General features: G+C 67.9%; 11 protein-coding genes. 3 read left to right on the forward strand and 8 right to left on the reverse strand.

Annotated elements, in window-relative coordinates; genetic code table 11:
* Positions 1-3: 3 nt before the first annotated feature.
* Positions 4-1,608 carry a M48 family metalloprotease gene (locus AC5IG3_RS01410; protein WP_491897034.1) on the forward strand — a complete coding sequence of 535 codons (1,605 nt, stop codon included), beginning with the start codon at positions 4-6 and terminating at the stop codon, positions 1,606-1,608.
* A gap of 32 nt (positions 1,609-1,640) precedes the next feature.
* Here AC5IG3_RS01410 and AC5IG3_RS01415 read toward each other — a convergent pair whose 3' ends face one another.
* From AC5IG3_RS01415 to AC5IG3_RS01440, 6 genes are all read right to left on the reverse strand, one after another.
* Positions 1,641-1,997, reverse strand: a complete 357-nt coding sequence (locus AC5IG3_RS01415; protein ID WP_491897035.1) for a phage holin family protein — start codon at positions 1,995-1,997, stop codon at positions 1,641-1,643.
* A gap of 136 nt (positions 1,998-2,133) precedes the next feature.
* Complete coding sequence (gene sucD, locus AC5IG3_RS01420) at positions 2,134-3,027, reverse strand: succinate--CoA ligase subunit alpha (protein ID WP_491897036.1); 894 nt, start codon at positions 3,025-3,027, stop codon at positions 2,134-2,136.
* 17 nt (positions 3,028-3,044) lie between these two features.
* On the reverse strand, positions 3,045-4,205 hold the full coding sequence (gene sucC, locus AC5IG3_RS01425; RefSeq protein ID WP_491897037.1) for an ADP-forming succinate--CoA ligase subunit beta: 1,161 nt from the start codon (positions 4,203-4,205) through the stop codon (positions 3,045-3,047).
* Between the two features lie 166 nt (positions 4,206-4,371).
* Positions 4,372-4,830 (reverse strand): recombination regulator RecX, encoded by a 459-nt coding sequence (gene recX / locus AC5IG3_RS01430; RefSeq protein WP_491897038.1) that lies wholly within the window; start codon positions 4,828-4,830, stop codon positions 4,372-4,374.
* On the reverse strand, positions 4,814-5,863 hold the full coding sequence (gene recA, locus AC5IG3_RS01435; protein WP_491897039.1) for a recombinase RecA: 1,050 nt from the start codon (positions 5,861-5,863) through the stop codon (positions 4,814-4,816). Before recA ends, recX begins: the two co-directional genes overlap by 17 nt.
* A 117-nt stretch (positions 5,864-5,980) precedes the next feature.
* The gene (locus tag AC5IG3_RS01440; RefSeq protein ID WP_491897040.1) at positions 5,981-6,931 is read right to left on the reverse strand and encodes an AEC family transporter; all 951 of its coding nucleotides are present in this window, start codon (positions 6,929-6,931) and stop codon (positions 5,981-5,983) included.
* Between the two features lie 176 nt (positions 6,932-7,107).
* Between AC5IG3_RS01440 and AC5IG3_RS01445 the strand changes: the two genes are divergently transcribed.
* Positions 7,108-7,779 (forward strand): response regulator, encoded by a 672-nt coding sequence (locus AC5IG3_RS01445; protein ID WP_491897041.1) that lies wholly within the window; start codon positions 7,108-7,110, stop codon positions 7,777-7,779.
* A gap of 137 nt (positions 7,780-7,916) precedes the next feature.
* Positions 7,917-9,350 (forward strand): sensor histidine kinase, encoded by a 1,434-nt coding sequence (locus AC5IG3_RS01450; RefSeq protein WP_491905023.1) that lies wholly within the window; start codon positions 7,917-7,919, stop codon positions 9,348-9,350.
* A gap of 3 nt (positions 9,351-9,353) precedes the next feature.
* Here the strand turns inward: AC5IG3_RS01450 and rodA are convergent, their stop codons facing one another.
* On the reverse strand, positions 9,354-10,508 hold the full coding sequence (gene rodA / locus AC5IG3_RS01455; protein WP_491897042.1) for a rod shape-determining protein RodA: 1,155 nt from the start codon (positions 10,506-10,508) through the stop codon (positions 9,354-9,356).
* Positions 10,505-12,616, reverse strand: coding sequence for a penicillin-binding protein 2 (gene mrdA, locus AC5IG3_RS01460; protein ID WP_491897043.1), 2,112 nt, complete (start codon positions 12,614-12,616; stop codon positions 10,505-10,507). The genes rodA and mrdA overlap by 4 nt, the downstream gene beginning before the upstream one ends.
* Between the last annotated feature and the right edge of the window lie 16 nt (positions 12,617-12,632).

Consider the following 12,632-nt stretch of genomic DNA (forward strand, 5'->3'; position numbering starts at 1 on the left):
CCCATGCGCCTTGCCCCCTCGCTGTCGTCCTGTTTCCAGCCCCGTTGGGTCGCCCTGACCCTGGCCATGGCGCTGGCCTGCCTTGCGCCGGAAGGTGTTGCACGTGCCCAAAGTGCCTCGTCCCAGGCCCTGCCGGCTTTGGGCGATGCGGCCAGCGATGACCTGGCCGTGGGCGCCGAGCGCCGGCTGGGTGACCGCATCATGCAAGAGCTGCGGCGCGATCCGGACGTGATCGACGATCCGCTGCTGGGCGACTACCTGCAGTCGCTCTGGCTGCCGCTGCTGGCGGCCTCGCGCCAGCGCGGCGACCTGTCGGAAGACCTCAACCAGCACTTCGCCTGGGAGATGTTTCTGGTGCGCGACCGCAGCGTCAACGCCTTTGCACTGCCGGGCGGCTATTTCGGTGTGCACCTGGGACTGATCTCGATGACGGGCAGCCGGGATGAGCTGGCCTCGGTGCTGGCGCACGAGATGTCGCACGTCACGCAGCGCCACATCGCCCGCATGCTGTCGGTGGGGCGGCGGCAGTCGGCGCTGGGCATCGCGACGCTGATCCTGGGCATCATGGCCGCCTCGCGCAGTCCAGACGCCGCCCAGGCGCTGGTGCTGGGTGGCCAGGCTGCCGCCCAGCAGGGCCAGCTGAATTTCTCTCGCGACATGGAGCGCGAGGCCGATCGCGTCGGCTTCGGTGTGTTGGAGGGCGCAGGCTACGCCGGCGTCGGCATGGTCGGCATGTTCGACCGGCTGCAGCAGGCCTCGCGCCTGACCGACAGCAACCAGTACCCCTACCTGCGCTCGCACCCGCTCAGCACCGAGCGCATGGCCGAAGCGCGCTCGCGCCTCGGGCTGGCGGGTGCGGCGGTGCAGGCCGACATCACCGCATCCGGCGGCCCCGCCTCGGCCTGGCTGCATGCCGCGCTGCAAGGCCGTGCCCGGGCCTTGATGGATGGCCGCGATGAAACGCTGCGCCGCCTGGCCAGCGCGACTGATCACAAGGACGCCAGTGGCCCGCAGGCGATGACCGTGAACTACGCTGCCGCCGTGGCCGCCATCCGCCTCAAGGACTGGCCCAGCGCCGACCGCGCCCTGATCCGGCTGCGTACGCTGGCCGCACCCTACCCGGCGGTGCAGCGCGTGGTGATGGCCGCGCAACTCGAATCCCTGATCGAGCGCGACCGGGGCGCCGAGGCGCAGGCCCTGCTCGACAGCCCCGCTGGCGCCGGTCTGGCCGATGGCTCGCGCTCCAGCCTGCTGCTGTCCGCCCGCGTGGCGCTGGCGGTACGCGGCCCGGCGGCCCAGTTGCGCCGCAGCGGCGAGGATTTGCAGAGCTGGCTCGCCTTGCACACCAGCGATGCCGGCGCCTGGGACGCCCTGGCGCAGCTTCACGACCGCCTTGGCGAGCCGCTGCCCGCCTTGCGCGCCCAGGCCGAAGCGCGTTGGGCGCAGGGCGATCTGAACGGGGCTTCTGACCGCCTGCGCGCCGCTCAGCGCCTGGCGCGCAGCAGCGGGCAGATCGAGTCGGTGGACGCCACCATCATCGAGTCGCGCCTGAAAGCGGTGGAAATCCTGCGCCGCCAGCGGCTGGCCGAAGAGCGCAACGGCGGGTAACGTAGCCCGGCGCAGACCGGCGCAGGCCGGGCTCAGTCGCGGCCGAACAGTCCATCGATCGCCTTGTCGATCACCAGCCCGCAGGCGCTGTAGATCAGCGAGGCGACCAGCGCCGCCCCGAACCCCGCCACATGCAGCCCTTGCAGCAAGCTGGCGGCGGCATACAGCATGGCCGCGTTGATGACGAACAGGAACAGCCCCAGCGTCACCAGCGTGACCGGCAAGGTCAACAGCACCAGAATCGGCCGCACGATGGCGTTGAGCAGACCCAGCACCAGCGCCGCGCCCAGCGCTGCGCTGAAACTGCGCACCTGCAGGCCGCTGTAGAGGTGGGCGATCAACATCAGGGCGGCGGCCAGCAGCAGCCAGCGGATCAATAGTTTGCTCATGCCATTGAGCTTACTGCGTGATGTGGCGCTGAATATTGATCAAGCCTAATAAATCCAGACAACAAAAAGCCGCTCACTGAGCGGCTTTTTTGTCTTTTGCAGGAGCAGCAAAAGCCACCCCTGCATCCGATTTTCCTTAGAGCATCGCCTTCAACAGCCGAGCCATCTCGGAGGGGTTGCGCGTGATGGTGAAGCCACACTCCTCCATGATCGCGAGCTTGGCGTCCGCTGTGTCCGCGCCACCCGAGATCAGCGCACCGGCGTGGCCCATGCGCTTGCCGGCCGGGGCCGTCACACCGGCGATGAAGCCCACGATCGGCTTCTTCATGTTGGCCTTGCACCAGAGTGCGGCTTCAGCCTCATCCGGGCCGCCGATCTCGCCGATCATGATGACCGCGTCGGTGTCCGGATCGTCGTTGAAGGCGCGCATCACGTCGATGTGCTTCAGGCCGTTGATCGGGTCACCGCCGATGCCGACGGCGCTCGATTGACCCAGGCCGATCTCGGTCAACTGCGCCACCGCTTCATACGTCAGCGTGCCCGAACGGGAGACCACGCCGATGCGCCCCTTGCGGTGGATGTGGCCGGGCATGATGCCGATCTTGATTTCCTCGGGCGTGATCAGGCCCGGGCAGTTCGGGCCGAGCAGTAGCGTCTTCTTGCCGCCGGCCGCTTCCTTGGCCTTCATCTTGTTGCGCACCATCAGCATGTCCCGAACCGGGATGCCTTCGGTGATGCAGATCGCCAGGTCCAGGTCGGCTTCGACCGCCTCCCAGATCGCAGCCGCCGCGCCCGCGGGCGGCACGTAGATCACGCTGACGGTCGCGCCTTGCGCCTGCGCGGCTTCCTTGACGGTCGCGTAGATCGGGATGTCCGAGAACTTCTCGCCCGCCTTCTTCGGGTTCACACCCGCCACAAAAGCGTTCTTGCCGTTGGCATACGCCTGGCAGCCCAGCGTGTGGAACTGGCCGGTCTTGCCGGTGATGCCCTGGGTGATGACCCGCGTGTCTTTGTTGATGAGAATCGACATGTTCTTGTTCCTTCGGCTTACTTCACGGCGGCGACGATCGCCGTCGCGGCTTCGGCCATGGTGTTGGCAGCGATGATGGGCAGGCCCGAACGGCTGAGCATCTCCTTGCCCAGGTCCTCGTTGGTGCCCTTCATGCGCACCACCAGCGGCACGCTGAGGTTCACGGCCTTGCACGCCACGATCACGCCTTCGGCGATGGTGTCGCACTTCATGATGCCGCCGAAGATGTTGACCAGGATGCCCTTGACGTCCGGGTTCTTCAGCATGATCTTGAACGCCTCGGTCACCTTCTCGGCCGTGGCGCCACCGCCCACGTCGAGGAAGTTGGCCGGCTCGCCGCCGAACAGCTTGATGGTGTCCATCGTCGCCATCGCCAGGCCCGCGCCGTTGACCAGGCAGCCGATGTTGCCGTCGAGGCTGATGTAGGCCAGATCGAACTTCGACGCTTCGACTTCAGCCGGATCTTCCTCGTCCAGATCGCGATAGGCCACGATCTCGGGGTGGCGGAAGAGGGCGTTGGGGTCGAAGTTGAACTTCGCGTCCAGCGCGATCAGGTTGCCCTTGGAGTCACGGTTGAGCGGGTTGATCTCGACCAGCGAGGCGTCCGTCTCCATGTAGCAGCGGTAGAGGTTCTGGAACAGCGTGACGGCTTGCGCGGTCGAGTCGGCCGGCAGGCCGATGGCGTCAGCAATCTTCCTGGCCTGCTCGGCGCCCAGGCCGGTGAGCGGGTCGATCACTTCGGTGACGATCTTCTCGGGCGTCGAGTGGGCGACCTCCTCGATGTCCATGCCACCCTCGGAGGACGCGATGAAGGCGACCTTCTGCGAGGCGCGGTCGGTCACGAGCGAGACGTAGTATTCCTTCTGGATGTCGGCGCCGTCTTCGATGTAGAGGCGGCGCACCTTCTGGCCTTCGGGGCCGGTCTGATGGGTGACCAACTGCATGCCGAGAATGTCCTCGGCGAGCTTGCGCACATCGTCCATCGAGCGTGCGAGCTTGACGCCGCCGCCCTTGCCGCGCCCACCAGCGTGGATCTGCGCCTTGACGACCCACACGGGTCCGCCCAGCTTCTGCGCGGCTTCCACCGCCTCCTGCACCGTGAACGCAGCATGGCCGCGCGGCACCGGCACATCAAACTGGCGCAGGATTTCCTTGCCTTGGTATTCGTGGATTTTCATGGGGAGGCGGGAGGTTGGGAGGGCAGAACGCTGCCTCTGGGCCCTGATTCAGGGCCGGAAGACGCACCGGAGAAATCAAAAACGCGAGAACTTTATCATGCTGCACTGCCGCATGACGCTGCGTAGTAACCGCTGCCGCCAGGGCGGAAAACGCTTGCAGCAGTGCTCAATCCGGAGTCGCTGCTTCGCGCAGGATGCGGCGGGCGACCTCGGCGGAGAAACCGCGCGCCATCAGGAAACGCATGTGTCGCGCTTGTTCACGGGCGTCAGCGGGCGCTTCGCCGAAGCGGCGGCGCCAGACCTCGCGGGCGCGGTCCAGTTCAGTCGTTTGCAACTGGGCCAGGCTGTCTTGCATGACGTCGGCGGCGACGCCCTTGCTGCTGAGTTCCTGCTTGATGCGCGCCGCGCCGAAGCGGCTGGCGCGGCGGTGCACGACGGACTCGACGAAGCGCGCTGCGCTCAGGAGTCCGCGCTGCTCCAGTTCATCCAGCAGTCGCTCGACGACTTCGGCCTCTTCGGCGTGGGGCAGCAGTTTGCGCTGCAACTCGGCGCGGGAGTGCTCCCGCGCGGCTAGGTACTTGAGGGCCCGGCCCTTGAGCGAGAGCTGGTTAGCCTGGCTCGCCACTGGTGAGCGCCGGCAGCAGGCTGATGCCCAGCGAGGTGCGGATCTTGTTCTCGATCTCGTGCGCCAGCGCGGGGTTCTCGCGCAGGAACTCGCGGCAGTTGTCCTTGCCCTGACCGATCTTCTCGCCGTTGTAGGCGTACCAGGCGCCGGCCTTGTCGACGATCTTGGCGGCTACGCCCAGATCGACGATTTCGCCTTCGCGGCTGATGCCTTCACCGTAGAGGATGTCGAACTCGGCGGTCTTGAAGGGCGGCGCCACCTTGTTCTTAACGACCTTGACCTTGGTCTCGGAGCCGATGACCTCCTCGCCCTTCTTGATGCTGCCGATGCGACGGATGTCGAGGCGCACCGAGGCGTAGAACTTCAGTGCGTTGCCGCCGGTGGTGGTCTCGGGCGAGCCGAACATGACGCCGATCTTCATGCGGATCTGGTTGATGAAGATGACCATGCAGTTGGTCTTCTTGATCGTGGCAGTCAGCTTGCGCAGCGCCTGGCTCATCAGGCGGGCCTGCAGGCCGGGCAGGGAGTCGCCCATCTCGCCTTCGAGTTCGGCCTTGGGCGTGAGCGCGGCGACCGAGTCGATGACGACCAGGTCGACCGAGCCGGAGCGCACCAGCGCGTCGACGATCTCAAGGGCCTGCTCGCCGGTGTCGGGCTGGCTGATCAGCATTTCCTGCAGGTTGACGCCCAACTTTTGCGCGTATTGAGCATCCAGCGCGTGCTCGGCGTCGATGAAGGCGCAGGTGCCGCCGATCTTCTGCATCTCGGCAATGACCTGCAGCGTCAGCGTGGTCTTGCCCGAGGATTCCGGGCCGTAGATCTCGACCACCCGGCCGCGCGGCAGGCCGCCGACGCCGAGCGCGATGTCCAGGCCCAGCGAGCCGGTGGAGACGACCTGGATGTCAGCCACCACCTCGCCCTCGCCCAGTCGCATGATCGAGCCTTTGCCGAACTGCTTCTCGATCTGTGACAGCGCCGCCTGCAAGGCCTTGGCTTTTTCGCTGCTGAGGGCTGATTTGGGATTGGCTTCCATGGGGGTGTTCTCCGTCGGTTTGCGTGCCATTATCTCTAAAGCTGGATGTTTGTACAGTGGTTTATCAGGGTGTTGTGCAGATTCTGCCTGCGCAGCCTGGCGGGGCCCAGTGCACGCTCAGTGCGCCACGCCGGGCACGCTGCCCAGCCACCAGAGCAGGGCGCTGAGGGTGAAGAAAGACGTCACCGTGGCGGCCAGCAGCACGGCGGCGCAGAAGCCTTCGTGCTGGTACTTCTGCGCCATTACGGGGTAGATGCTCAGCATCGGCATGGCGGGCATCACCAGTGCTGCAGTGCGCAGCAGCGGGTCCATGGGCGGCAGCAGCATCACGACGCCCAGCACGGCCAGCGGGTGCAGCACGAGCTTGCCGATCACGACTTCGCTGACGTCGCGCAGCATGCCGCCCACCTGCAGCCCGACCAGCGCACCGCCGATGACGAACAGCGCCAGCGGGCTCGATGCGCTCGCCACCAGTTGCACCGCGCGCGCCAGCGTGGTGGGCAGCGTGAGGCCGAACAGCGCGCAGGCGAAGCCGGCCAGGATGGCGATGATGAGCGGGTTCCTGAGCAGCCCGCGCAGCGACTGCAGCAGTGCCTGGTGCCAGGCCAGGTTGCGGCGCTCGCTGCTGTCGGCCAGCACCAGTGCCAGCGGCAGGATCAGCAGGTTCTCGACCAGCATGCACAGCGCCAGCGCGACGGCGGCCGGCGGGCCGATCAACTGCAGCAGCACCGGGAAGCCGATGAAGCCGCTGTTCGGTGCCGCCATGCCCAGGCCCTGCAGCGCGCTCAGCGCCATCGGCTTGCCGCGCAGCCGGCGGGCGTAGAAGGTGCCGCCCAGCAACAAGGCCAGTGAGCCCAGCGCATAGGCGAGCAGGAAGTCGCCATGCACGATCTCGCCCAGGCTGCGCTGCGACAAGGCGTTGAACACCAGCGCCGGCAGGCAGAAGCTGATGACGAACTTGCCCAGCACCCGCATGTCGGGCTTGCTGAACAGGCCGCCGCGCACGGCCAGGTAGCCGAGCGCGATCAGCAGATAGATCGGGCCGGTGATGGCGAGGATTTGTTGCATGGGCAGGTCGGCAGCGGCGGGGCGCACAGTGTCCCAGACGCGAATTGCGGGGCTGCTTCAGCGCCAGTCTTATCTCAAGGTCAGTGCGGATGGTCAGCTTGCGCACGCTTCCTACAATGGCTTCATCCCGTCGGCCGACAGACGGGTCTCGAACAAGACTGAGGAGACACCCCCCAATGCGCATCCTGATTGCCGAAGATGACCAGGTTCTGGCCGATGGTTTGCTGCGCAGCCTGCGCACGGCGGGCTATGCGGTGGACCAGGTCGGCAGTGGCTCCGAGGCCGACGCGGCGCTCGCCGCCCATGAGTTCGATCTGCTGATCCTCGACCTGGGCCTGCCCAAGATGCACGGCCTGGAGGTGCTCAAGAAGATGCGCTCGCGCGGCTCGTCGGTGCCGGTGCTGATCCTGACGGCGGCCGATTCGGTCGAGCAGCGCGTCAAAGGCCTTGACCTGGGCGCCGACGACTACATGGCCAAGCCGTTTTCGCTGCAGGAGCTGGAGGCGCGGGTGCGGGCGCTGACGCGGCGCGGGCTCGGTTCAGCCAGCGCGATCATCCGCCATGGCCCGCTGAGTTTCGACGCCACCGGCCGCGTCGCCTACATCAATGACCAGATGATCGACCTGTCCGCGCGCGAGCTCAGCCTGCTGGAGGTGCTGCTGCAGCGCGCCGGCCGCCTGGTCAGCAAGGACCAGCTGGTCGAGCGCCTGTGCGAGTGGGGCGAAGAGGTCAGCAACAACGCGATCGAGGTCTATGTGCACCGGCTGCGCAAGAAGATCGAGCAAGGCCCGATCCGCATCGCCACGGTGCGCGGGCTGGGTTATTGCCTGGAAAAAATCCCGGGCTGAACGCCGGGAACCTCTGGCTCGGCCGCCCCGTGCGCCTGCTCTCCCGCGTCGTCAAGGTCAAGCCCAGGGCGGACACCGATCCGCTGCTGGCGCCCAAGCGCGAGCAGCGCTCGCTGTTTGGCGAGATCCTCGACTGGATGCTCGCGCCGCTGCTGCTGATCTGGCCGATGAGCCTGGCGCTCACCTGGCTGGCCGCGCAGGGCATTGCCAGCAAGCCGTATGACCGTGCCCTGATCGAGACCGTGCGCACGCTGTCGCAGCGGGTCGAGCCGGGCGGGCCGCGCGGGTTCCGTTTCGATCTGCCGCGCGAAACCGCCCGTCTGCTGCGCACCGACGAGGTCGACACCGTCTATTACCAGGTGCTGGGACCGGGCGGCGAGTTCCTGAGCGGCGACCGCGACCTGCCGCTGCCGCGCGACGGCGACGGCACCCCGCCGGGCGAGTTGCGCATGCGCGACGACGAAGTGCAGGGCGACAGCGTGCGCGTGGCCTACCTGTGGGTGCTGGTGAGCGGGTTCGAGCGGCCGGCGCTGGTGCAGGTGGCCGAGACGCTGACCAAGCGCTCGCGGCTGGCGACCGAAATCATCAAGGGCGTGATCCTGCCGCAGTTCGTGATCCTGCCGGTGGCGGTACTGCTGGTGTGGCTGGCGCTGGCGCGCGGGCTGGCGCCGCTGCACGCGCTGCAGCGGCGCATCCGTGACCGTCAGTCCGACGACCTGTCGCCCATCGACGTGCATGAGGTGCCCGAGGAGGTCTCGCCGCTGGTGCAGGCCATCAACGACCTGCTGGAGCGCCAGCAGACCTCGATGAGCACGCAGAAGCGCTTCCTGGCCGACGCCGCCCACCAGCTCAAGACGCCGCTGGCCGGTCTGCGCATGCAGGCCGAACTGGCCGCGCGCGAGGTGGCGCGCGGCCAGGGCGACCCGCGCCAGCTGCAGTCGTCGCTGGAGCAGATGGCGCACGCCTCGCAGCGCGCCGCGCACATGGTCAACCAGCTGCTGTCGATGGCGCGCACCGATGCGCAGGTGGGCGGGCGCGGGCACGACCCGGTCGACCTGCAGCCGCTGGCCATCGACGTGGTGCGGGACTTCGTGCCCAAGGCGCTCGACCACGGCATCGACCTCGGCTACGAAGGCCCGGACGGCGCCGGGACCGGCACCCGCGTGCTCGGCCACGCGCTGCTGCTGCGCGAACTGGTGGCCAACCTGGTCGACAACGCGCTGCAATACACCCCGCGCGGCGGCACGGTCACGCTGCGGCTGCTGCCCGACCCGTTCGGGCAGGTGGTGGTGCTGCAGGTGGAGGATTCCGGCCCCGGCATTCCGGCGGCCGAGCGAGAGCTGGTGTTCCAGCCCTTCTATCGCGCCCTGGGCACGCCGGTCGACGGCTCCGGACTGGGGCTGGCGATCGTGGCCGAGATTGCGCACCAGCATGGCACGGCGGTCACGCTCGACGATGCCCGCTCGCCCGGCCAGGTGGCGCCCGGCGAAGGCCCCGGAGCGCGCTTCACGCTGCGCCTGCCGCAGGCGCCGATGCCGGCGTCCGAGGCTGAGGTCTTCGTCGAAGCCTGAGCCTCAGCTCTGCATCAGCCCGCGCGCCCGGGCAATCGACATCAGGATGCCCAGCGACAGGCCCAGCGTCACCATGGCCGTGCCGCCGTAGCTGACGAACGGCAGCGGAACGCCCACCACCGGCAGGATGCCGCTGACCATGCCCATGTTGACGATGGCGTAGGTGAAGAAGCTCAGCGTGATGGCGCCCGCCAGCAGGCGCGAGAACGTGGTCGGCGCGCTGAACGAGATCGCCAGTCCGCGCACGATCAGGAAGACGAAGCTCGCCACCAGCACCAGGCAACCCAGCAGGCCGAATTCCTCGGAGAAGGCGGCGAAGATGAAGTCGGTGGTCCGCTCTGGGATGAACTCCAGGTGCGTCTGCGTGCCCTGCATGAAGCCCTTGCCCCAGACGCCGCCCGAGCCGATGGCGATCATGCCCTGGATGATGTGGAAGCCCTTGCCCAGCGGGTCCTTGGTCGGGTCGAGCAGGGTGCAGACGCGGTTCTTCTGGTAGTCGTGCAGGACGACCCAGTCGATGCCCGGCTCGCACAGGCCCGGGCCCGCCAGCACCAGCGCCAGCACGCCCAGCGCGCCGAGCACGGCCACGGGCAGGATCAGCTTCCAGGACAGTCCGGCGAAGAAGATCACGTAGAAGCCGGCCGAGAACACCAGGATGGCGGTGCCCAGGTCGGGCTGCTTGGCAATCAGCGCCACCGGCAGCAGCAGGATGCCTGCGGCGGCGGCGAAGTGGCGCGGCTGGGCCCGGCCCTCGCGGCGCTGGAACCACCACGCCAGCATCAGCGGCACGGCGATCTTGAGGATCTCGCTCGGCTGGATCACCATGCCCACGTTGAGCCAGCGCGTCGCGCCTTTCTTGGTGATGCCGAACAGCGCGGTGGCCACCAGCAGCAGCACGCCGAAGCTGTAGAGCGGCACGGCCAGCGCCATCAGCCGCTGCTGCGGCACCTGCGCCACCAGGAACAGGATGATGCCGGCCAGCATCATGTTGCGGGCGTGGTCGACGAAGCGGGTGCCGTGGTCGTAGCCGGCCGAATACATCGCCAGCAGACCGCAGCCGGCCAGCAGCACGATGGCGGCCACCAGCCCGAGGTCGAAGCCGCGAAACATCGGCCGCAACTGCTGCCAGCGGGTGGGTTGCTCGAAACTTGATCTCATGGCGGGGTGCGCGGGCGCGCCGTGGCGTTGCTGGCCACCGGCGCGGCGGCGGAAGCCCGGACGGATGCAGATCGGGCTGCGGCTGGGTTTGCCGATGCGGCAGAGGCTGCCGCCTGCGCCTCGCTGGCGGCGGGTGGGGTGGCCATGCCAGCGCTCTGCAGCGCCGGCAGCGCGATGTCGGCCGCCAGTCGCGGCGTGCCGATCGGGGCGCCGACCTGGCCTTTCTGCACCAGCGCGATGTCGTCCTCGCTGGGGTAGAGGCCCTGCAGCAGGTAGTCGAGCACGCGGCGGGCGATGGGCGCGGCGGCTTCGGCGCCGAAGCCGGCGTTCTCGACGATCACGGCCAGCGCCACGCGCGGCTCGTCCAGTGGCGCAAACGCGGTGTAGAGCGAGTGGTCGCGCTGGTACTCGCTCAGCCGGGCGGCGTTGTACTTCTCGTTCTGGCCCACGCTCTTGGCCTGTGCGGTGCCGGTCTTGCCGCCACTCTGGTAGCCCGCGCCCATGAACACGCGGGTCGAGGTGCCTTCCTGCGTCACGCCGTACAGGGCCTTGCGGATCACGGCCACATGCTCGGGCTGGAGGGCCAGCGGCGCCAGCATCTCGCCGGGCGGGCGCCGCTTTTCATGCGTGAGCACGTTCTCGATCTGGCGCACCAGCCTCGGCTCGAAGCGTTGGCCGCCCGACACCAGCGTGGCCATCGCGCTGGCCAGCTGCGTCATGGTGAAGTTGTTGTAGCCCTGGCCGATGCCCAGCGAGATGGTCTCGCCCGCGTACCAGCGCTGCTGCTCGGGGCGCTTGTACTTCTTGCGTTTCCAGTCGGTCGAGGGCAGGTCGCCGGTCGACTCGCCCTCCAGGTCGATGCCGGTGCGGCGGCCGAAGCCGAAGGGGTCGAGCTGGTCGTGGATCAGGTCCACGCCCATCTCGTTGGCCAGCGAGTAGTAGTAGACGTTGCTCGACTGCACGATGGAGCGGTTCATGTCCACCGCGCCCAACGCGGTGTCGCCGTGGCTGCGGAAGCGGTGGTTGCCGAACATGAAGGCGCCGTTGTCGTTGATGACGGTGCTGGCTGCGCGCTTGCCGGTGGTGAGCGCGGCCATCGCCATGAAGGGTTTGAAGGTCGAGCCGGGCGGGTAGGTGCCGCGCAGCGCGCGGTTGAGCATGGGTTTGTCGATCGACTCGTTGAGCTCTTTCCAGCTGTCCTGGTCGATGCCGTCGATGAACAGGTTCGGGTCGAAGCTGGGCTTGCTGACGAAGGCCAGCACCTCGCCGTTGCGCGGGTCGATGGCCACCAGTGCGCCGCGCCGGTCGCCGAAGAGCCGCTCGACCAGGGCCTGCAGCTTGATGTCGAGCGACAGCTGGATCGTGCTGCCCGGCGTGGCGGCGTCCGAGCGCAGGCGGCGTACCGGGCGGCCTCCGGCGCTGGTCTCGATCTCGTCGATGCCGGTGATGCCGTGCAGCTCGCGCTCGTATTTCTGCTCGATGCCGAGCTTGCCGATCACGTCGGTGCCGCGGTAGTTGGCGAAGTCTTCCTCCGGCCAGTCTTCCATCGCCAGCTTTTCGGCCCGGTTGATGCGCCCGATGTAGCCCAGCACGTGGCTGGCCAGCGCGCCGTAGGGGTAGTTGCGGAACAGCCGCGCCTTGATCTCGACGCCGGGGAAGCGGAAGCGCTGGGCGGTGAAGCGGGCGACCTCCTCGTCGCTCAGGCGGGTGCGCACGGGAATCGACTCGAAGCTCTTGGAGTCCTCGCTCAGGCGCTTGAAGCGGCGCCGGTCGCGTGGCTGGATCTCTATCACTTCGGCGAGCTCGTCGATGACGGCGTCGACCGGGCCATCGAGCTGCGAGCGCGTCACCTCCAGCGTGTAGGCCGAATAGCTGTCGGCCAGCACCACGCCGTTGCGGTCGACGATCAGGCCGCGGTTGGGCACGATCGGCACCACGGCGATGCGGTTGTTCTCGGCCTGCAGCGCCAGCTCCTCGTGCGCGCTGACCTGCAGGTAGAGCAGCCGCGCCACCAGCAGGCTGAAGCAGAGCACCACGAACCCCATCGCCGCGATCAGCCGGACGCGGAAGCTGTCCAGCTCCTGCTCGACGTTGCGTAACTCGGTCATGGCGGCTCAGGCAGCG

The organism is Leptothrix sp. (in: b-proteobacteria) (assembly GCF_965250675.1).
In the GTDB taxonomy this organism is placed as follows: domain Bacteria; phylum Pseudomonadota; class Gammaproteobacteria; order Burkholderiales; family Burkholderiaceae_C; genus Sphaerotilus.

Bases quoted from the DNA above. Each gene is read 5' to 3' on its own strand.
- AC5IG3_RS01410 (WP_491897034.1), top strand. From the start codon at position 4: ATGCGCCTTGCCCCCTCGCTGTCGTCCTGTTTCCAGCCCCGTTGGGTC.
- AC5IG3_RS01415 (WP_491897035.1), bottom strand. From the start codon at position 1,997: ATGAGCAAACTATTGATCCGCTGGCTGCTGCTGGCCGCCGCCCTGATG.
- sucD (WP_491897036.1), bottom strand. From the start codon at position 3,027: ATGTCGATTCTCATCAACAAAGACACGCGGGTCATCACCCAGGGCATC.
- sucC (WP_491897037.1), bottom strand. From the start codon at position 4,205: ATGAAAATCCACGAATACCAAGGCAAGGAAATCCTGCGCCAGTTTGAT.
- recA (WP_491897039.1), bottom strand. From the start codon at position 5,863: ATGGAAGCCAATCCCAAATCAGCCCTCAGCAGCGAAAAAGCCAAGGCC.
- AC5IG3_RS01440 (WP_491897040.1), bottom strand. From the start codon at position 6,931: ATGCAACAAATCCTCGCCATCACCGGCCCGATCTATCTGCTGATCGCG.
- AC5IG3_RS01445 (WP_491897041.1), top strand. From the start codon at position 7,108: ATGCGCATCCTGATTGCCGAAGATGACCAGGTTCTGGCCGATGGTTTG.
- AC5IG3_RS01450 (WP_491905023.1), top strand. From the start codon at position 7,917: ATGCTCGCGCCGCTGCTGCTGATCTGGCCGATGAGCCTGGCGCTCACC.
- rodA (WP_491897042.1), bottom strand. From the start codon at position 10,508: ATGAGATCAAGTTTCGAGCAACCCACCCGCTGGCAGCAGTTGCGGCCG.
- mrdA (WP_491897043.1), bottom strand. From the start codon at position 12,616: ATGACCGAGTTACGCAACGTCGAGCAGGAGCTGGACAGCTTCCGCGTC.